At 68.9% G+C, this 20,206-nt stretch carries 12 protein-coding genes and 1 pseudogene; 2 read left to right on the top strand and 11 right to left on the bottom strand.

Annotated elements, in window-relative coordinates; translation table 11 throughout:
* Positions 1 to 2 precede the first annotated feature (2 nt).
* From GCG21_RS17310 to GCG21_RS11935, 6 genes and pseudogenes are all read right to left on the bottom strand, one after another.
* On the bottom strand, positions 3 to 1,706 hold the full coding sequence (locus GCG21_RS17310) for a CDP-glycerol glycerophosphotransferase family protein (protein WP_152909912.1): 1,704 nt from the start codon (positions 1,704 to 1,706) through the stop codon (positions 3 to 5).
* 137 nt (positions 1,707 to 1,843) lie between these two features.
* A pseudogene (locus GCG21_RS11915) lies at positions 1,844 to 2,437 on the bottom strand (ABC transporter ATP-binding protein); the annotation flags it as partial.
* A 140-nt stretch (positions 2,438 to 2,577) separates the two neighbouring features.
* Complete coding sequence (locus tag GCG21_RS11920; protein ID WP_153878501.1) at positions 2,578 to 3,414, bottom strand: ABC transporter permease; 837 nt, start codon at positions 3,412 to 3,414, stop codon at positions 2,578 to 2,580.
* Between the two features lie 132 nt (positions 3,415 to 3,546).
* Complete coding sequence (locus GCG21_RS11925; protein WP_152909914.1) at positions 3,547 to 4,788, bottom strand: CDP-glycerol glycerophosphotransferase family protein; 1,242 nt, start codon at positions 4,786 to 4,788, stop codon at positions 3,547 to 3,549.
* Positions 4,788 to 6,113, bottom strand: a complete 1,326-nt coding sequence (locus tag GCG21_RS11930; RefSeq protein WP_152909915.1) for a glycosyltransferase — start codon at positions 6,111 to 6,113, stop codon at positions 4,788 to 4,790. The genes GCG21_RS11925 and GCG21_RS11930 overlap by 1 nt, the downstream gene beginning before the upstream one ends.
* The gene (locus GCG21_RS11935) at positions 6,103 to 7,491 is read right to left on the bottom strand and encodes a stealth family protein (RefSeq protein ID WP_152909916.1); all 1,389 of its coding nucleotides are present in this window, start codon (positions 7,489 to 7,491) and stop codon (positions 6,103 to 6,105) included. The genes GCG21_RS11930 and GCG21_RS11935 overlap by 11 nt, the downstream gene beginning before the upstream one ends.
* Positions 7,492 to 7,838: 347 nt before the next feature.
* Between GCG21_RS11935 and GCG21_RS11940 the strand changes: the two genes are divergently transcribed.
* The gene (locus GCG21_RS11940; protein WP_152909917.1) at positions 7,839 to 9,332 is read left to right on the top strand and encodes a stealth family protein; all 1,494 of its coding nucleotides are present in this window, start codon (positions 7,839 to 7,841) and stop codon (positions 9,330 to 9,332) included.
* 26 nt (positions 9,333 to 9,358) lie between these two features.
* Here GCG21_RS11940 and GCG21_RS11945 read toward each other — a convergent pair whose 3' ends face one another.
* Positions 9,359 to 12,322: a glycosyltransferase gene (locus tag GCG21_RS11945; protein WP_152909918.1), complete on the bottom strand. Its 2,964-nt coding sequence runs from the start codon at positions 12,320 to 12,322 to the stop codon at positions 9,359 to 9,361.
* Between the two features lie 795 nt (positions 12,323 to 13,117).
* On the opposite strand from GCG21_RS11945, the gene GCG21_RS11950 reads away from it, so the two are divergent.
* Positions 13,118 to 14,194: a hypothetical protein gene (locus GCG21_RS11950; protein WP_194165069.1), complete on the top strand. Its 1,077-nt coding sequence runs from the start codon at positions 13,118 to 13,120 to the stop codon at positions 14,192 to 14,194.
* A 22-nt stretch (positions 14,195 to 14,216) separates the two neighbouring features.
* On the opposite strand, the gene GCG21_RS11955 is transcribed toward GCG21_RS11950, so the two are convergent.
* The 4 genes from GCG21_RS11955 to GCG21_RS11970 all read right to left on the bottom strand — a co-directional run bounded on the left by GCG21_RS11955 (position 14,217) and on the right by GCG21_RS11970 (position 20,196).
* Positions 14,217 to 15,785 carry a glycosyltransferase family 4 protein gene (locus GCG21_RS11955; protein ID WP_152909920.1) on the bottom strand — a complete coding sequence of 523 codons (1,569 nt, stop codon included), beginning with the start codon at positions 15,783 to 15,785 and terminating at the stop codon, positions 14,217 to 14,219.
* 429 nt (positions 15,786 to 16,214) lie between these two features.
* A complete protein-coding gene (locus GCG21_RS11960) occupies positions 16,215 to 16,706 on the bottom strand; it encodes a hypothetical protein (RefSeq protein ID WP_152909921.1) in 492 nt (163 codons plus the stop codon).
* 57 nt (positions 16,707 to 16,763) lie between these two features.
* A complete protein-coding gene (locus GCG21_RS11965) occupies positions 16,764 to 17,780 on the bottom strand; it encodes a hypothetical protein (RefSeq protein ID WP_152909922.1) in 1,017 nt (338 codons plus the stop codon).
* A gap of 1 nt (position 17,781) precedes the next feature.
* Positions 17,782 to 20,196, bottom strand: coding sequence for a glycosyltransferase family 2 protein (locus tag GCG21_RS11970; RefSeq protein WP_152909923.1), 2,415 nt, complete (start codon positions 20,194 to 20,196; stop codon positions 17,782 to 17,784).
* Positions 20,197 to 20,206 lie beyond the last annotated feature (10 nt).

A 20,206-nucleotide genomic window follows, 5' to 3' on the forward strand; every position in this document is an offset into this window, starting at 1 on the left:
CCCTACCGATCCGACTCGGCCGCGACCGGTGACGGCCGTCTCAGCCCGGCGGCCTCGGCGGCGGCCGCCAGGAATGCGTCCTCATAGCCGGCCTCCGGGAAGTCGCCCAGGTAGTAGGTCCGCTGTGCCCGCCGCATGTCGGCCAGGGGGTCCGTCGTTGCGACCTCGGTCAGTGTCGCCCTCATCGCCTCCGGGGAGCCGTCCACGACGTAGGCCGCCCGGGCGAGCGGGAACTCGCGAACGAACTCCTCGGTGTCGGAGGTGTCCGTCACGATGAGGAACGGCTTCTCGGAGTAGAGGAAGTCCGCGAGCACACCGGAGACGTCGGCGATCATCACGTCCGCCGCGTTGAAGCATTCGATCAGCGACATCTCGGTCTCGGCCACCTCGCCGAAGAGGTGATCGCGCCCGGTGCGCCGCGTGTCGTCCCGGAGCAGCTCGTGCACCTGCTCGATGATGGCGCGGAATCCCGGGTCCCGGTGGCAGTAGGGATGCGGCCGGAAGATCAGGCGGCTCCCCTGCTCGATCACGACTCGTGCGATCGCCGCTGCGGAGCCCATCGAACTGTAGGCGGCATCGTCGTGGTAGCCCTGCCAGGTCGGCGCATACAGCACGCCTGCGCCGGAGAGGTCGCCGCCCGTCCACGTCGCCCGCTCGATCCCCACGACCTGCGGCCGGCCCACGATCCGGAACTTCTCCGCCGGAATGTCGATTCCGTGCGCGGAGTAGCGATCGCGGCCGGCGCGCCCGGCCACGAAGATCCGGTCGAACATGGCCGTCACGGGGTTGTAGCTCGGGGCCTTGTCGCTGTCGCCGTGCAGGAGTTGCACATGGGTGAGCTCGTGGAACCGCACGAAGTGGGAGTTCCGGGCGGCGTTGTTCACGTAGAAGGCCGCCCGCAGGCTCTCCGGCCTGGCCCGCTCGGCATCCTGCATGGTCTTGCACAGCACGATCGGTGTGCCGCCCGCGACCGAGACCGCGTCGGCGTAGCTCGCGGCATTGCGGACCATGACATAGAACGGGACACCGAGCCGTTCCAGGTGCGGCAGCCACATCGCCAGCTGGTACTGCGAGCGGGCCGGGGCGTCCCAATAGAGCACGAAGCGCGGCGCGAGCCGATCGAGCGCCTCGGGCAGCGCCTCGTAGGAGGTGCGCGAGGCGCGGCGGCGACGGAGGGCCTCCGCGGCGACGAGCACGCCCGCGGCGACCTGGATCACGGCGACCGCGAGCCAGGCCCAGCCGGCCACGCCGCCGACGCCCAGCAGCAGCAGCGCGGGCAACGCGAGGGTCGCGACCGCCACATAGGCGAGATCGACCCCGTGCCGGTTCGGTCGCAGGCGCAGGCCGGGCAGGTTCTCGGCGCGGATGCCGGTGTAGGTCGAGACCTTGCGCAGCGTCGTCTCCACGCGGATCGCGAGCACGAGCACCGCGATCGCGAGCCAGGCGAGCCACTCCACGGCCGGCTCGCGGTGCAGCACGAGCCCCGCGACGCCGAACGCGAGGATGATCCGGGCGGTCAGCTGCCGCCCCACGGCCCGGCCCGCGCTCAGGCCACCGCGCGGGATCACTCTCGCGAGCATCCCGCAGTAGGCGACGGCCCAAACGGTCAGGCCCACCGCGAACACGTCACAGAGCAACAGGATCGTTCCCGCCGTGGCGACGAGGGCGATCGCCGTATCCGCGATGTCCCACTTGAATATGCGCACAGATCCCTCCTCGCCGCCGTGTCTCGCCGCCGCCGGTGAACCGACCGGCCCTCGATGTCCGGGTCAGAAACTATCAGGTTCCCCTGGTGCCGCCCCGGGGCCCGGTCACCCGGGTGGAGCCCTCCGGGCGGGGGTGCTCAGCCCTGCGCCGTGTACTGCTCCAGCACCTCGTCGATCGGGCCGTCGGCCCGCAGCTGGCCCTCGCGCAGGTACAGGCCGCGCTCGCAGAAGCGCTTGAGGTCGCCGTCGGAGTGGGACACGAGGAAGAGGGTGCGCCCCCCGGCGAGCAGTTCCTCGATCCTGTTGTGGCATTTCTTCCGGAAGGCCTTGTCGCCCACGGCGAGCACCTCGTCGACCAGCAGGATCGGGTCCTCCAGCCGGGAGATCACCGCGAAGGCGAGGCGCACCTTCATCCCGGAGGAGTAGTGCCGGAACGGCGTGTCGAGGAAGTCCGCCATCTCGGAGAACTCCACGATCTCGTCGAACCGGTCGTCCACGAGATCCTTCGGCATGCCGTGGAGGCCGGCGGCGAGGTAGATGTTCTCCCGCCCGGTCAGGTCGGGGGCGAAGCCGCCGGTGATCTCGATGAGCGGGGCCACGCCCTGGCGCACCCGCACCTCGCCCTCGTCCGGGAGCATGACGCCGGCCACGATCTTGAGCAGGGTGGACTTGCCCTGGCCGTTGCGGCCGATCACCCCGATCGCCTCGCCCGGGCGCACGTCGAAGCTCACGTCGCGCAGGGCCCAGAACGAGTCCGAGGTCACGCCCGCGTTGCGTTTGAAGATCAGTTCGCGCAGCCCCACGTTGCGCCGGCCGCGGGAGAACTCCACGCCGACGTTCTCGATCGAGATCACCGGGTCACTGGTCACCATCAGATCTCCTTGAGCACGGCGCGTTCCATGCGCCCGAACGTGATCCAGCCGACCACGAGGGTGAGCACGCTGATCGCCCCGGCGATCGCGATGACGTCGAGGTGGGTCTGTTCGGGGAAGAACCCGGCCCGGTAGGCCTCCATGATGCCGGTGACCGGGTTGAGCTTGTAGATCACCTTGAGGAATTCGGGCATGCCGGTGCCGAGCACGTCGTTGATGCTGTAGATGATCGGCGAGGCGTAGAACAGCGCCCGGGTGGCGATCCGGATGAGCGGTTCGAGGTCGCGGAAGAGCATCATGATCGGCGAGAGCAGGAAGCCGAGCCCGAGCAGCAGCACGAGCTGGATGAGCAGGCCGAGCAGCACGAACGGAACGTGCGCGTTGACCTGCGGCGGGTAGAAGATCAGGAAGATGACGAACACGGGTATCGAGAAGAGGAACTCGATCCCCTTCCCCCCGACCGATCGCAGCACCCAGATCTGCCTGGGCAGGGCGGTCGAGGCCACGAGCCGCCGTTGCGAGCGCAGCGCCTTGGCCCCCTCGGTCAGGCCGGAGGTGAACCACATCCACGGCAGCAGCGCGGCCATGAGGAAGATGATGTAGGGGTCGCCGCCGACCTTGCGCTCGAAGATCACGGTGAACACGAACCAGTAGATGACGCCCATCATGAGCGGTTCGAGCACCGACCACACGTACCCGAGCATCGACTCGGCGTAGCGCACCTTGAGGTCGCGGCGGATGAGTACCCACAGGATCCCGCGGGTGCGGTAGAGCTCGCGGATCACCTCGAGCGTGGTGCGCTTCTCCCCCGCCACATAGCCTGTCTTGCGACTCACGGGTTGGCGACCTCTCGCCGGCGGAATTCGCTCACGTCGTCACTCTCGGGCAGGGGGCAGGGGGCGTGCTCGCATCATCGTAGCGAGCCCGGCAGCGGATGGACGACGCCCCGGTCGCCTCCGCGGGAACGGTCACGAACCCTCCTCATTCGCCTCGATTCGACCCCATTCCCGGTCGCGCAGGTCGGCCAGGTCGCGGCAGGCGGTCAGGAAGCGCTCGAGGGAGGCACCCGGCCGGATGTCGCCGAGGTAGTACTCGGCCAGGGCGATGCGCTCGTCGCGCCCCGGGTCCTCGGTGATCTCTCGCACGGCGAGTTCGCCGGCGCGAGGCGCGTCGGCGGCGCTCAGGCGCGGGGCGACCTCGAGCAGCCGGGTGGCGGCCTCCCGGGTGAGGTCCCCGGCCGGGCGCGTGATGACGATCGGCTTTCCGGTGACGAGCCAGTCGTTGGCCACCGCGGAGATGTCACAGATGAGCAGGTCCGCGGCCGCGAAGTCGTCCATGAGGGCGCGGCCCTCGGACACGGTGTGATCCGCACCCGCGAGCAGCTCGCGCAGCCGCGCATCGGCCTCCCCGTAGCTCGGCACGCGCACGCCCGTGAGCGGGTGAGGGCGATAGATGACGCGAGCTCCGGCGTCCATGAGCGAGGAGACGAGCGCGACGGCGTGCGTGGGCAGGGATCCGTAGGCGACGCTCGCCTGGCCCCCTTCCCAGGTGGGGGCGTACAGCACGACGGGCCGGGCGCCGTCCACGCGGGTGAGCACGGGCGGGACGGGATCGGTGTCGAGGCTCGGTCGGCCCACGGGGATGCAGCGGGCCGCGGCGTCGAAGAGGGCCGTGTAGCGCGCGTAGCGGTCGATGCCGGCCTGCCCGGCGACGAAGGAGAAGTCGTAGGCCTTGACCTGGTTGGACACCGACACGCTCTTGTCGGAGTCGCCGTGGAGCAGGGAGACGTGGATGACCGAGCGCAGCCGCAGGGCGAGGAAGTTGAGAGGGTTGTAGTTGACGTAGAGGCAGATCTTGAGGGTGCTCCGGGCCACGAGCTCGTCGAGGGTGGATTCCTGGGCGATCGTGAGGACCGGGACGTCGAGCTCGGCGCGGATGAGGCGGGCGAGGCGGGAATCCATGCACACGATCGTGAGGCCCTGAGCCTGGTGGAGCTCGCGGAGCGGGCCGTACCAGCCGCGCAGCTGGTACAGGCTGTCGGCGGTGTCGGGGAAGAAGAGGAGGACCTCGCCCTCGAGCCCGGTTCCGGCGAGGCGCTCGTCGTCGCCGAGCCCGTCGGGCATGCCGCCCGGGAGCAGCCCGAAGCGGCGAAGGAGCTTGCCGCCGGAGGAGCGCAGTCGTCGCTTGAGGGTGTCTTTACGCGGGGGCATCAATCGTCCTTTGCGGGGCGTTCGGCCTCCTCGGCCGCGGCGATCATTCGTTCCCAGGCCGCGCGGGTGGTGACCTTGGGCAACGCTCGATGGTAGCTGCGGCGCAGCTGCCACCATCGCCGGGCGAGGGCCCAGTGCTGGCGCAGGGTGGTGGCCAGGAGCCGCCGGGCGGTCGGGCCGTCGGCGATGAGGGTGCCGGCGCGGGAGCCGTCCGGGCCGGTCACGATCACGGCGTCGGCGCCGAGGGTCGTGCGCCACGTCACCTCGTCGGCAGGCAGCTCGCAGACGATGCGCGGAGGGCGCGCCGGCCCGACCAGGTTCGCCAGGGCGCGCACGGTCGCCCGCGCTGCGGGCAGCGGCCCGGCGTGCGTGGCCGCCAGGTCGGTGGCCGCCTCGAGGTGGTCCTCGTTCCACTCCTCGACGACGCGTTGGCCGTCGGCACGCGCGTGGGTGAGGTCGCGCCCGAGCCAGGTCCCGGGGCCCGTGAGGAACTGGTCGATCCCGGCCGCCCAGAGGGTGGCGGTGAGGTGGTGGCCGGCGAGGATGTGTTTGCCCTGGTGGAGCAGGGAGGAGCGGATGACGCCCCGGCCCGCACCGCAGGCGGCGGCGGTGGCCAGCCGGTTGCGGTGCAGGATGCGGGCGGTCCAGCTCATCTGGGTGGCGAACGCGTTCCAGGTCGGGTGCCACACGTTCGCCCCGGGCGGCACCACGGTGTCGTAGCCGGCCCGGGTGGCCCGCAGGCCGTATTCGGCGTCGTCCCATTTGAGGAAGTACGGGGCCGGCAGGCCGAGCTCGGCCACCGTTCCCGGCGGCAGGAGCGTGCCCCACCAGCCGGTGTAGTTCGGCGACGCGTCCCCGGCCGGCCCCCACATGAAGTCCGCGCCGCGGACCGCCTCCGGACCGGAGATCTGCAGTTCGGGGTCGTCGGCCGCGTACATCGCCGTGCCCACGATGGTGGGCCGGTCGGCTTGCCCTTGGTGGGCGAGCATGAGCGCCAACGACTCCTCGGAGATCTGGGCGTCGTCGTCCGAGAGGTAGACGGCGTGCTCCGGTGAGGAGAGCGACTCGAGCATTCCGCGGGCGTAGCCGCCCGAACCGCCGAGGTTGGGCTGATCGATGAGCTCGATCTTGGGTTCCCGCCTCCGGAGTTCGATGAACGGTTCGTAGGCCGCCAATGTGGAGCCCTGGTCGACCACGAGCACGCGCGCCACCATCGCCATTCCGGCGAACCGCTCAGCCTGATCTGCGGCGTCGCGTTCGCGACGGAACGTGGGCACCACGACCGTGACCGAGTCCGACCGCCGAACCGTGGGGTCACTCGTCATCGATCAACTCGAATGTGCTGACGTCGGGGAAGCGCCGTTCGAGGAATCGTCGCACCAGCTGGTCGATGGCTGCCGGATCCTGCTCCTGCGTGGCCTCGTTCAGGCAGAACGTCTGGAGCACGTGCCGATCCTTGTACAGCCGGGCGAGGCGGCCTTCGGCGTCCTCGGCCCCCACATTCACGTAGCGATACCGGATGCCGCGTGTGACGGCCCTGCCGAAGGCGTAGGCGTAGTTCATGTGCAGGGCACCCGCAAGCGTCACGTCGCTGATCCGGCGGAACCGAGCACTCCGGGTGCCGGCCACGTCCGCGGGCCAGCGCGCCTCGATCTCCTCGGTGACGGAGCGCTGGAGCGCGAAGGGCGTGTGGAAGAGCTTTCGGCTGAGTCGCCGCCCGCTCACCTCCATCACCATCCGCCGCGCGTTCTTTCCGGCGGAGTCCGACGCGGGCTCCCCCGGGACCGGTTCGCCCGAGGAGACCTGCGCCTTCGACAGGTACATGTGAGCGATCCCGTTCGCACTGAAGAACAGATCCGGGCCCACCGGCGACGAGAGGAACACGTCGTCGTTGAAATAGAGGAAGTGTTCGCTCAAACCCTCGATACGGTGCAGGTTGGCCTCGATGGCGTGCGAGTTGAAGGTCGGCAGTGACGCCCCCGGGGGAGCGATATCGGTGTGGTCCACCACGGTGATGCGAGGGTGGTCGGCCTTGAGCCAGGCCGGACGCTGACGATCGGTCACGATGTAGATGTGGCGCACCCACGGCGCATACTGTTCGATCGATCGCAACGAATAGCGCAGCTCGTCGTGGTCGACGAATCGCAGGTCGGCCGCAGCGTCCTCGGTCATCGACTCGCCCGAGAGCTGTTCGACCGCGGCGCGCTTGCGCACCACCCACTGCGGATCCGTGCCGTCGACCCAGGTGTATACGACGTCGATCGGGAACGTGATGTCGAAGAGACCAGGGGCCGCGGAGTCCCGTGGCGTCGGCGCCTCGGACCCTGTCGCCTCTTCCTCCCCCATCACCAGCCTGATCGAGGACGCGAGGCCGTATCGTGCGATGATCCGGTCCCGTGAGTCGAGTGAGACGGCAGGATCGACCACGTAGACCGCATGGTGATCCACGAGTTCCACCGCCCGGCCGAGCCCGACGACCGTGCCGACACGTCGGCCTCCACGCCCCCGGGCGGGATGGGGTTCGCCGACGACGCACGGCAGCGCCGACGTCGCGAGCGACGCCAGGGCATCGCTCCACCGCGCAGGCGGGATCTGCAGCTGAGAGGGTCGGCCCGAGACATCGGTCACGACGACGACCTCGATCCCCCGCTCTTGCAGCCACGCGAGCACCGTCAGGAGGAGCGCCTGTCGGTGCTCTGCCACGGAGGTGATCGGCACCACGCGCGCCGGGAGCCGGCGCCCCTCGTCATCGAGGGTGCGCGTTGCATCGACACGACGTACGCGCGAATCGGTGCGCCGTAGTGAGCGACGGTAACGATCCCGCTCGAGTGCTCGGGTGACGACGGCGGCAAGATGTCGGATCCGGTGGAGGAGAAGGTTCAACGAGTTGCTCCGAGCAGTTGTCGACACGGGCGGGCCGGCGAGCGGACTGTCGGTCAGTCCCTGCCTACTGCCCTGGATGCAGGATACCCGCACCCCCGGCCCTGTACGATGTGGCTACCGCCGTACCCGTCCGGCGCTCGAGGCCACCGTGGATTCTAGGGGGTGCGATGACGAGGACCGCCGGTGACGTCGGCCAATTGACCTCCCGCATCGGCCGGGTCCTCGCGAAGGTCTATCGAGGTGACATGCATCGATGGGCACGGGAGCGCGTCTGGGCCGCGATGCCGACGCGCCGTCCCGGGTTCTTGCGACACGGGCCACTCCTTCGCCCCCGCCTCGCGCGGGTCGTCGATGACGTGGACCGGCACAGACTTCGTGCCGAGGGACTCGAAACGATCGTCGTCGCACTCGGAGACCTCGTCGATTCGGTCGTTCCCGATCAGCCGCACATGCCTCGACAGGTGACGGTTCCCGTCCAGGACCGTGCCGGCGCACTGTCGGCGCTGTCCTCGTTGCCGCCCCATTGGCGACGCGACGTCTCCGACCACGAACGCCTCGTGACCATGACCCCCGGCTACGCCTCCGCCGCTGGTCCGATCAGCCGGGAATCCGATCTCGACATCGACGTGATCTTCACGGAGAATCGGACGAGTCCACAGGTCCTGCAGCCGACGGCTCCATGCCACGCGGACGTCGACGGCGTGATCGACCTCGTCTACACGTGGGTGGACGGATCGGACCATCGCTGGCGCGAGCGGCGACAACGGGCCCTGAGGTCGGTGACCGACACCCGTCCGTCGGCCCCCGAAACAGCGGCGAGTCATCATCCCAACGCAATCGACGACGCGCGATTCGCCGACACCGACGAATTGCGGTTCTCCTTGCGGTCCGTGGCCGAGTTCGCCAACTGGGTGCGGCGGATCTATATCGTGACCGACTCGCAGGTTCCCGAATGGCTGGACGTGAACCATCCCAGGATCGTGCTGGTCGACCACCACGACATCCTTCCGGGGAGCGTCTTCAACTCCCATGCCATCGAGTCGGCGCTGCACCGCATCCCGGGGCTGGCGGAGCGGTACCTCTACCTTAATGACGACGTCTTCTTCGGCCGGATCGCCTACCCGACCGACTTCTTCCGATCGAACACCATGGCGAGGTATTTCCCGTCGGATCTGCCGGTGCCCGCCGGCCCCGTAGAAGTGGATGATCCTCCCATCATGGCCGCCGCGAAGAACGGGCGCGACATCATCTCGGACAGGTTTGGGACGACGATCACCACGAAGGTGCGCCATACCGTCCATCCGCAGCTCCGGAGCGTGATCGAACAGATGGAGCGAGAATATCCCGAGCAGTTCGCGCGCGTGGGGCGGTCACTCTTCAGGTCGGACACGGACATATCCGTCGCCTCCTCCTTGCATCACTGGTACGCCTCCGCGCTCGGCAAGGCCGTTCCGAGTGACGTCGACTACCTCTACCTCAACATCACGGACCGGGGCGCCGGCCAAGTTCTGGACGCCCTGGCCTCGCTGCGGCGCTACTCGACCTTCTGCCTCAATCAGGAGGATTCGACACCCGGAATCAGGTGCGCCCGGGCAGACTTGCGGCGCTTTCTCGAGAGGTACTTCCCCGTGCCCGCGCCGTGGGAGAAGGGCGATCGGTAGCCGGCGGCGGTGCGTCCGGCCTCGGTCTACCAGCCGGTGAGTTCGCGATAGACGGCCCGGTATGCGACCGCGTTGGCCTTCCAGGTGCGTTCGGTCACCACCCAGGCACGCGCCCGCTCGGCCCTCGCTCGAAGCGCGTCCGGGTTGCGGAACGCCCAGAGGAGTACCTCGACGAGTGACGTGGCATCGCCGGCGGCGAATGAGGCTCCCCGCTCACCCGCACCGATGACCTCCTGGAGCGCTTCGAGGTCGGAGACGACGAGTGGGATGCCCAGGGCCATCGCCTCGTACGGCTTGAGAGGCGTGACCAGGCGGGCGGCACGCTCGTCGATCCGTGGAATGACGAAGACGTCGAGCAGGGCGTAGTAGTCCTGTATTCGCTCGTGCGGGATCCGGCCGGTGAAGACGACGGCATCCTGCGCCCCCAGATTCCGGGTGAATTCCTCGAGCTCGTCGCGGCGGCGTCCGTCCCCGACGATGAGGGCGGTCGCCGGCACGCCTCGGCGTCGAAGTTCGAGGGCGGCCCGCACGAGGTATTCGTGGCCTTCGCGCGGATGGTCCAGGTTCGATACGTATCCGAACACGAAGTGGCCGGCGAGGCCGTGCTGGTCGACGAGGCGCGGCGACCTGGGGCGCGGCGGGAACGCCTCCGGATCCACGGCGTTCGGAACCACGTGGACCGTGGCCGGATCGATCCCGCGGTCGATGATATTCGATCGCATCGACTCGCTCAGGGTCACGACGGCACCTGCGGCCTGCATGCATCGCTTCTCTGTGGCCAGCCGGCGTTCGTAGATCTGCCCGGCCTCGGCGCGCCCGGCGGTGGCGCCCCAGAGCGATTCGAAGAATCCGCGTACTTCGTACACGACCGGAATGCCGAAGCGTCGGCCGACGCTCAGCGCTACGAGCGCGCCCTCGTATCCGCGGTGCCCGGAATGGACGTGAATGATCGATGGCCGCACGAACTCCACCTGCTCCGCGAGCGCATCCGCCCAGGCATCGAGGTAGGTGTCGACCGGTTCGGATTCCGGTTCGATACCGCGGATCAGGCGATAGTGCGGGACACCGTCGACATCCTCGAGCAGACTCACCGACGCCTCGGCAGAGGCGGGCAGTGAGGGGAAGTCCAGTGCGGTGACACCGATCGCGTCGAGCCCGATCCGCCGTTGCTCATGCAGCGTGTACCAGCTCCGGATTGCATACCCGGTCTCGCGGTAGGGACGGGACGCCTTGAGTACATGGAGGATCATTCCCGCCACGGGTTCGATGCACCGCGTGGGCCGGGTGATGGCCGGCTCCCACCCGTTGTCCGTCTCACGGATGCGGCCGACGAGCATCCGCCGGCCCGCTTCCAGGGTGGCATCGGGCTTGAGTTCGAGGAGTTGGTCGAGCGCCGTGAGTTGGCGGTCCACGTCGCCCAGAGTCCGCGTCGCGCGAATGATCCGACTGAGCAGGTGCACACTGGCGCCGGGCGCGGCGAGCTCGTCGTCGATGAGCGCTCGCGCCTCCTCGTCCTTCGCGGCGGCGATGAGTCCGACGAGGCGTGCCGCAGGTCCGATGACGACGGCACGGAATTCTTCGGCCGTGCCGGACGGGTCCGCGATGGCGCCGATTTCGTTCCGGGCCGCGGCCGCTGCCCGAGCCCATGGTCCGGAGCCGTCGAACGAGCGGATCCGGGCGACGGCTTCGTCGACGTCCTGAACGATCCACTCCGATGGAAACACTGCCGCGGCACCACCGCGTCGTCGCATCATCGGCCAATCGCGCACGATCGGAACCGCGCCGGATGCGATCGTCTCGGCGAGTCCCACCCCCCACGCCTCCCGAACGCTGGAGTTCACGGCGTAACCGGCCCGACACAGCACTGCCGGCAGATCGTCGGTGTAGCCGACGTACTCGATGTGGTCACGGATGTCGTCGGCCATGGCGCGGGTGCGGAATTCGTTCGCGTAGCGGGCACCACTGGCCGTCGGCCGATCCGGAAAATCCGCCCCGACGAGCATCAGACGCCATGACTCGTCCGTGGCCACGAGCCGGGCCAGCACCTCGAGTGTCCACAGGGGATCCTTCACGCGCTGGGCCCAGCCCACCATGCACAACGTGCGTTCGGCTTCGGCGCTCTTCTCCCGGTCGAAGCGCTCGGGTTCGATGAGGTTGGGAAGCACGTGCAGTGCGACTCCCGCAAGCCGGTCGGCAAGCATGTCTCTGCCCAGGTCGGCCAGGGCCGAATTGACGAAGATGAGCTGGTCGACTCGAGACCAGTCGATGAGGTGCAACCACGGTCGCAACAGGTCGACGCTGTGCACGCGAATCGTGAGTCGTGCGTTCGCCGGCGCACACATCGACGCCAGCAGGGCCGACTTGTCGGCCCAGTCGGCGAAGATCACGTCGGCGTTCGCGAACTGGGCGACCGCCTCGTCGTGACCGACGACGCTCGTCCCCGAGGCATGGTGGAGGCGCGCGAGCACGAACGATGGATCCATCGTCATGTTCGCCAGGCCGAGTCGTCGGTCGCGCAGCTCGAGTACCTCGACCGCGACATGGTCCGCCTGCTCGAGTGCCTTCGCGACGGGCCGATAGAATTCTCCGAACGGCCCCGGGCTGATCTTGATCTGGAGCCAGTTCCGGGCTCCGGCTCCCCGTGGGGACCGTGCCGTGGTCGAGGTCGTCAGGAGCCTGCCCACCGCCGAGGCGCGAAGGGGCGTAAGAAACTCCACGGGGGACTCGACCAGTGGGGTGCTGATGACGTCGGAATGCAATTCCCGATGGAACAGCACGTCGAGTGCGAGGGCCGCGTGCACGGCCGCCTCCTCGAGATCGCCTGTCGCGAGTGCACGGTCTGCCTCTGCCAGGACCGCTCGTGCCACCTCCGCAGTGTCCTGCTGCGTCGAGCCGGTCAGCGTCAGGTCCGCGGTCGTGATGTATGCGGCGACGAGCGCGTCGTCCTTCCACCAGGGAAGCTTCCGCGCTTCCGTGGCGACCGTCAGCACATCATGATGGCGGCCCGATCGATGCAGAGACTCGAGGCATCGATCGAGCCCGTCGAGTGCCGCCGCTGATGGGGTGCGGGCCTCGCCGGCGTGTGCGCCGAGATCCTGTGTCAGGAGTGAGACCATGCCCGAGTCGGGAGGTCGTGTCCGCGCGCCCGCTCGTGACCATGCGCCGAGCGTTGCCTCGAGTCGTCGGACGTGCAGGAAGCGTTCGAGTTCTCCGAATGCCTCTCCGGGACCGGCGATCCTGCGGGACGGCCGGAAGTGCGGAACTATCCTGAGCGCGTGCGCGGCGGCGGCGTCGGTCGCGACGACGAGATCGTGAGATCGGACCGCCGCACCGAACCACGGGTCGAACTTGGCGGCCAGGATCATCTTCGCTCCGGGTCCGACGACACCTGCCGCCAGGCCTACCGCAACGTTGCGTGGATGCCGGCCGGGGCCTCTCGTGCGAAGCCTGTGGGATTCATTGAGCCCGGGGAACACAGGTGTCGGGTCCTCGCCCATGAAAGCCCACGTCACGCCGAGTCCCGACTCGACGATGGAGTGCAACACGTCGGCGTGGGCACCCGTAGGTGACGTCGTCGACAGCACGAGCAGCGAATCGCGTTTAGAGTGTTGCACGTCCACCTCACTTGCCGGCAGTAGCAGCCGTTCCGAGCGATCCTACACACGAAGGCGACTTACGACATGAACCGCGTGACTGATCGTCTCGTGATTGCGTATGCCTTCCCCCCGTACTCGGATACTTCCGCGATCGTCGCTGCGAAGCGTGTACGCGAACGCGGGGAATCGGTGGACCTGGTGCAGAATGCCATGGACGCCATCCGCGAGACCGACTCGACGTCGGACCGGATGACGAGCGGGCTTGTGGCCCATCGGGCCGTCGTGGGAACACCGACCAAGTTCGGTGCATGGTCGTCGATCGTGAGCTTCTGTGACGAGGGGGCGTCGGCGATCCGGGAGTGGCAATCCCGCGGTCGCAGCTATCGCACCCTGTACAGCCGCGCACATTTCATTGCGTCCCATTTTCTGGCGGCGTCCTTCAAGCTCGAGCACCCACATGTGCACTGGGAGGCGGAGTTCTCAGATCCACTGTCGCGGAACGCGCTGGGCGTCCCGCGGAATTCGCGCGTGGAAGCAGGCCCGCTCCTCGACTCGCTTCGGGAGGGAATCCAAGGATGCGGGGGCACTCCGCCCGGGAGCGACAACACCTATACCTGGGGCGAGTATGCGACGCTCGCCCTCGCAGACCGGCTCGTCTTCATGAACGACGCACAGCGGGACCTCGTGCTGGGCCTCTACCCGGCGGAGGATCCCGTGATCGTGCGGGCTCGGCAACGATCGACGATCGCACCGCATCCGTCACCTCCGCCCGAGTTGTACGAGGAGGTGGTCAGCGACTACCCGCTGGAACGCAGTCACGTCAATATCGGCTACTTCGGGAACTTCTATTCGTCGCAACGGCCCGCCACGCTGTTCGGCGCGTGTGCAGCCCTGCCGGCCGCCGACCGGGACCGCGTGCGGCTCCACGTCTTCACCGACGCGGTCGAGGAGGTCCGTCGCCAGGCTCGATCTGCGGGCGACACCGTTCGGGTGTCGCGGCGGCTCCCCTACCTCGAGTTCCTCTCGCTTGCGAGCCGGATGGACGTGCTCCTCGCGATGGACGCCGCCACGCCTCCGGGCCAGGAGCGCAATCCGGTACTTCTCTCGAAATGGAGCGACTACAAGGGATCCGGCACGCCCGTCTGGGGCGTCGTGGAGGCCGGCAGCCTGCTGGACGCTCAGCCACTCGCTCACCGATCTACGCTCGGGCATCTCACGGCCGCCCTGCAGGTCCTGATCGCTCTCAGTCGATCGCGCGCCGGCTGACTCCTGCCGCGCGTGGGCACACTCAGCCGCGTGCACCTGCCGACGGCCTCCCCACGCCGGATGCGACGACTGCCCGAACCCGCCGGGCGAACAGAGCCGGATCGAACCGCTCACGGGCATCCGCACGGGCGTGCTCGCCCGCCACCCGGCGATCCTCGGGATCCGCGAGGGAGAGTATCCGCGCTGCAGCCTCCGCCGGGTCGTCGACGATCCATTCTTCCGGATAGAGCGCGCGAGGCCCAGCCCCGGTGGCGTAGACCGGCCAGTCGCGCACGACCGGGACCGCACCGGAGAGTGCGCCCTCCACGACGGCGAGATGAAAGGACTCTCGCCTGCTGGCGCTGAGCACGTAGCCCATCCTGCTGGCGGCGGCGGGCACGTCGTCCGTCTGCGGAACGAACTCGACCGCGCCTGCGAGGTCGGTTTCGAGTAGTTGCTCGAATCGCTCCGCGTAGGCCGCGCTGCGGGCGCTGTTGGGCACGAGTCGGTGCCCGACCAGCAGGAGTCGCCAGCGGCGGTCGTGTTCTCGAAGAATGGAGAGCACGGTCAGCGCCCAGACCGGGTCCTTGACGATCTTCCCCCAGCCGATCATTCCGACCGTGTGCTCGGACCCCGCGCGCTTGGGCAGGGCGAACCGCTCCCCGGCGACCCCGTGCTCGATCGCATGCACCCGGACACCGCGGAGTCGCTGCCCGAGCACTCGCCGAGCGAGGTCCCGGAATGGCTCACTCACACAGATCAGGTCATCGACTCGGTCCCAGTCGATCAGGTGGACCCACGGAGAGAACAGGTCCATTCCGTGCAGGCGGACCACGAGGCGCGTACCGTGCGGAACCCATGTGGAAGCCCACATGGCTGAGCGGTCTCCCCAATCCGCGACGACCGCGTCGTATCCGGCCAGCAGCGCAGCGTTCCGGCCTGGGTCTCCCCCGATGGTCATGGCTTGGGCGCCGCGGTGGTGGGCGGCCACCCGCCACGATAGGGCGTCCGTGTTGACACCGAGCCAATTGAACCGCCGGTCCGTCTCTCCGAGGTTGATGCTGTGCACATCCAGGTCACCATCGGCCGCGAGAGCGGCGACCAGGGGCTCGGCAAACCGTGGATACGCTCCGGTGAGTACCAGTACCCTCATCCGCCCGGCGTCGTGCGTACCGGGAGGTGCGGGCGTTGCACTCCCCGCCTGCCCATGATCGCGGTGCCGGACGCCGGCGGGCGTGTGGCGGTCGAGCAGTTCGCCCATCATGGACGACGCACGGAGGGAGGCCAGGAATCCATCCGGGTCTCGGGCGAGTGGCGGGTCGTCGACGTCGGCGTGACGGTCGGGGTGAAAGAGGAGGCGTAGAGCGGCAGACAGGGCATATGTGGCCGAGACCGCGTCACCCACCCCCCACCACATGTCGGCCGCGTCGAGTGCGCCGGCGACGAGGGCCGCCGGCTCCCGTGGCCGCCTTCCTTCGTCCGAGAGATCGATCGCTGCTAGGAGCGCCGCTGCAACAGCGCGGAGATCGTTGCCGCATCCGGACAGCGTGGCGGCGACGGCGCGGCCCTCGAGGTACTCGCGTGAGCGGACGAGCGCGTCCAGCTCAGCCAACGCGGCATGCTGCTCCTCCGACGCGAGGGCCCGGAGGGCGGATACCGCCTCTCGCTCGTCTGCGCCGAGGTCGAGGACCCGAGCTGCCCCCGCTGTGGCCTCCGGCGTCGACGGCGGCCGTCCACCGATCCAGCGTCGCCACCTCGCTCTCCGCGCCCGACCTGCGCTCAGGCCTCGCAGCGCACGACGCCCTCGGTGGTGCTCGATCCCCGCAAGCCGCTGCGGGAGCTGCCCGGTTCGCGTATGGAGCACCACCGTCCTACCGCGCGCTGCGAGGAATGCGAGCTCCTCGGCCACCGGAGCCAGGCATGCCGCGTCCTCGGCCACGACGTCGAGCGTGTCGTGTATCGATTCCTCCACCATGAGACGCAAGGATACGTGCGGCCGATTCGAGACGTGAGTGAACGACCGCTTCGCACCTCGGCGGGGTCATCCCCGGGTGGTACCGCCTGGTGGATACACCGGAGCCGGCGGGTACGTCGGGGCGCCTGCGGCCAGTTCGAGCAATCGGGGAGGCGTGTGCTCATGGGACAACAACACCGGCCGGTCCCGCTTCGGGCCGGTCCTCGGTGCGGCTGCCGCGGGAAGTGTCGACCCGTCGCGGATCGTGGCGATCCGACCATCGGCCGGCAGGCTCACGACGAGGCAGCGTCCGGCCCCCTGATACGGCAGGTCGAACAGGATCGCGCGGAAGAGTTCATCGGTTTCCGCCGTGCGCGGGGCGACCGTCCGGATTCGCGTGTGACGATCGAGAATCGAGCGGATCCGGGAGTACACGTCGACGGTGTATGCGATCGTCGTTGGGCCTCCCCCCTGCTCCCACGCATCGAGGAACCTGCCGAGCCTGCGTGCCTGGTGGCCGGCACGGTCGCGGGTCACGACGAGCGTGAGCGCGATGGTGGAGGAATCGGGTTCAGGCATAGGGGCCCGCCTCGGTGTCCGTCGTGTCCGGGTCCATCCCGGCGTGCAGGCCGGACGTCATGCCGGCTCGGTCGTTCGGGAGAACGATGTGGTGCCGTCCGGGTGCTCGGTCGCGTTCCACCCGAGTTCAGATCGCCAGGCCTCGACGACGAGTGGGCGCCTCCGCGACTCCAGGACTCGAACGTGCCCCCCGGACTCGAGTCGTTCCGCCAGCGTCGGAAGGAGAGGGAGCAACGGCTGCGCACGCGTCCCGCTGGGAACCACCACGACGATGAGGTCGAAGGAGCGGCCGTCGAGAACCCCCAGGTCGTACCAGCTGTGAAATGCCCGGGGCGTGTCCGGGATGTTCCACGGGGCATCGATCAGCTCTATTCTTGGGCGCGGCTGCGAGCAGGTGTCGGCGAGTCGCGCGAGTCGTGCGGCGGCCTGCCGGTCGTCCGGGTCGTCGTTCGTCTCGACCACGACGAGCGCGGGTAGGTCCGGGTCCCCGGTCGGCGCCACGAGCAGCGCGGCCGCACCGAGGCCGACGACGAGCGTGCGATCCGCCGTCGAGGAGCGCACCGTCTCACGGAGCCCCGTGAGGTGCGTGGGAAGCACGTGTGCCGGCAGGGGGATGCCGCGCACGGAGGGTGACGGCAGCAGGAGTTGAAACAACGCGGCCTGCTCCGCGATCGCCGACCGCGCCGACTCCTCGACCGTGGACTCGACGGCCACCTGGAGCAACTCCATCTCCCGCCGCAGCTCCGCGAGGACGACTCGCTGGGTTGCGATGTGATCGCTCAGGCCGCGATGGGTATCGCCGGCGGTCGCCGGCTGCGCCACTGGTCGTGGCGCTCGCGCGCTGCGCTGATGGGGGGTCGGCTGTCGGCGGCGATCGAGGCGTTCGTATCCGACCATGACAATGAGAGCGCCGAATGCCACGATGAAGCCGAAGGCCTGAATGCCCACCCGTGCCGTCACTACCCCGACCCCGGTCACGGCGGCTCCGACGAGCCCGACGGTACACAGCGCGAGGTACCACCGTCCGATGCCGCGGGTCAGGTATCGGACACGTCTCCCGATCGCATTCTTCACTCTAGCCCGCCGTCCTTTCGTGGTTGAGGAGCGCGGGGAACCGGCCCGCAAACGTCCGTGGGGAGAGTTCGGAGTCGCAGAACGTTCGGCCCCGTTCGCGCTGTTCGGCACGCGTTCGGGGTGAAGCAGCCAGCATGTCGATCAGTTCCGTGGCCGGCCGCCCGTCCAGGTAGAGCGCCGCCTCGCCGAAGTGCTCCCGGTCGTTCTCCTCGAGCACCACGATGCAGCCGCGCTGCAGCGCAGTGGTGGCCGCGCGGTCGAGATGCGGACCACGCCCGAGTGCCTCAGGCACGATCATCACCTCGACCCGGTCCGCGAACTCCGCCACGGTCGCCTCCCCGGGGTCGAGCCGCAGCACATCCGGCACCTCGTGCGGCGCCGTATGTCGTCGCGGACCCCAGACGATCACGTCGGTGCCGATCGAACGAGGCACGAGCCGGCCCAGGAGGGCGGCTACCGCCGCCTCGCCCATGAGCTGGGCCTGGCCCAGATGGATCCCCACCCGCAACGGGGAGGCTTCGGCGTGCACCGCCCCCTTCCCGTCGTCACCACTTCGCCGCAGCGGCGGGCCGATACACGCGGCGAGCGCCGGCTGGGCAACCTCGCTTGCCCCGCAGCAGGTAAGCGCCTCGGCGATCCGGGCCGTCGCCGGCACCCAGGTGGGCTTCCTCCCGAGGTGGTCCGCAATCACGGACTCGATTCGTTGCGGGTCATACCGGGTGCGATCGAGCGGGTCGTAATCGGCGGCGATCACCACTGCGCCGGCATCGATCGGATCGAGTACTTCGGCGGGCATCGACTCCACGGCCGCCGGGTCGTGAATGAGCACGAGCCGCGTGCGCGCGGGCTCTTCCGGCAGCACCCGGACCGCACGGCCCGAGTGAAGCACGTCGGCGACCGCGGTGCCCGCCGCAGCGAGCCGTACGCGCTGGGTCATATCGAATGGGCCGAGGAACTCCTGCACGCCGACGCGCAGCCCAGCATCGGCGAGCGCGCGGACTTCCTCGGCCAGGTCGACGACGGTCGGAGCCTCGGCGTCGAGGTTCGCCAAGATGAGCACGTCGAGGTCTGGCCTCGGGTCGGTACCGCCGCGGATGAAGGCCGGGGCCGGGAAGGGTGCCCGCGCACCGGCGGGAACGAACCCACCGCGGGGGTCTTGGTCGAGGCCGAGGTGCCAGTGCTTGAAGGCGTTGATGTACTGTCTGCGGGCGGGGTGGACGCGCAGGAACCTCAGGTCGTCACGCGAGAGCGAGCCCGCGGTCAGTTGGATGATCGCGAGTGGCGTGGCGATCTCCCGTAGGGCCTCCTCGCCGAAGAGGGTACGGTAGCGGGCGACGAATTCCGAGTCGGCACCTTTCCGCACCGCGTCGAAGCCTCCGAGCCTGCCCAGATCCGCGCGCGGGAACAGCATGGACGAGAGGTTCGCCCATTGCGGCGTCTGCCCCAGTACGCTGAGGCGAAGGTCGGCCGCAGCCCGGATCCCCCAGCTGATACACGCGCGCGCCGGGTCCTCGCCGCTCACCTCCCGCAGCTGTCGTTCGATCCGGCGCGGATGGGACCAATCGTCCGCGTCGTTGAAGGTCACGTAGTCGCCGAGGGCTCGAGCGAGACCCATGTTTCGAGCCGCGTAGGCTCCCCTGTTCCGGTCGCCTCGTATGACACGGATACGGGGATCGCTCGCGGCGAGGTCGTGGAGCAGCTGCTCTCCTTCGGTCGAGGCATCGTCACACAGGAGAATCTCCAGGTTCGTCCAGGTTTGTGCGGTGAGGGAGGTCACGGCCGTCCGCAGGCTTCGGTCCGGGTTGAAGACGGGCACGATGACGCTCACGAGTGGCCCGGCCGAGACGCCGATCGGAGCGGCATCGACGACGAGGCGGTGTATGGGGTCTCCGTCGCCCGGCCCGACGGAGATGCCCTCGAGCTCCGCGGCGACGAACGTACTGTTGAAACTGTCCAGCCATGCCGTCGCACGATCAGGTGACGAGTCGGGGTGCAGGGAGTCGGTGTCCGCGGCCCAGAGCACCTCCGGCTGGGTGCCGGTGCGTTCCAGTGCGAATCGGAACTCCTCCAAGCGTCCGCTTGCCAGGAGCGCCCCGACCCAGACCGTGTTCATCTGGGGGTTGAGCACCCGGTACCCGCCCACCCGATATGCAAGATCGAAGAGGTCGGCGATGTCGCTCACCGCGAGGTCGGACCCGACCCGCGAGGAGGCCGCGTACGCGAACCACGCCAGCGCCGTCGAGTCGAAGGAGCCTCGGCTGTGTGAGTCGTGGGCGCGGGCACACCGGACGAGCCCCGCCGCGCCCATCGCACCGGCCGTCGCGATCCGTGCCAGGTCCTCGAGAAAGCCGCCGGACGGATATCGACCGGCTGTACGGCCGAGGGTCGACCGGAGGGCCGGCGGGTAGGCCGTCATGCGGGTAGCC

It is taken from the genome of Pseudactinotalea sp. HY160 (assembly GCF_009372055.1).
In the GTDB taxonomy this organism is placed as follows: domain Bacteria; phylum Actinomycetota; class Actinomycetes; order Actinomycetales; family Beutenbergiaceae; genus HY158.

Coding starts and splice junctions, on each gene's coding strand:
- GCG21_RS11925 (WP_152909914.1), bottom strand. CDS start 4,788: ATGCCCCCGCGTAAAGACACCCTCAAGCGACGACTGCGCTCCTCCGGC.
- GCG21_RS11930 (WP_152909915.1), bottom strand. CDS start 6,113: ATGACGAGTGACCCCACGGTTCGGCGGTCGGACTCGGTCACGGTCGTG.
- GCG21_RS11940 (WP_152909917.1), top strand. CDS start 7,839: ATGACGAGGACCGCCGGTGACGTCGGCCAATTGACCTCCCGCATCGGC.
- GCG21_RS11960 (WP_152909921.1), bottom strand. CDS start 16,706: ATGCCTGAACCCGATTCCTCCACCATCGCGCTCACGCTCGTCGTGACC.
- GCG21_RS11970 (WP_152909923.1), bottom strand. CDS start 20,196: ATGACGGCCTACCCGCCGGCCCTCCGGTCGACCCTCGGCCGTACAGCC.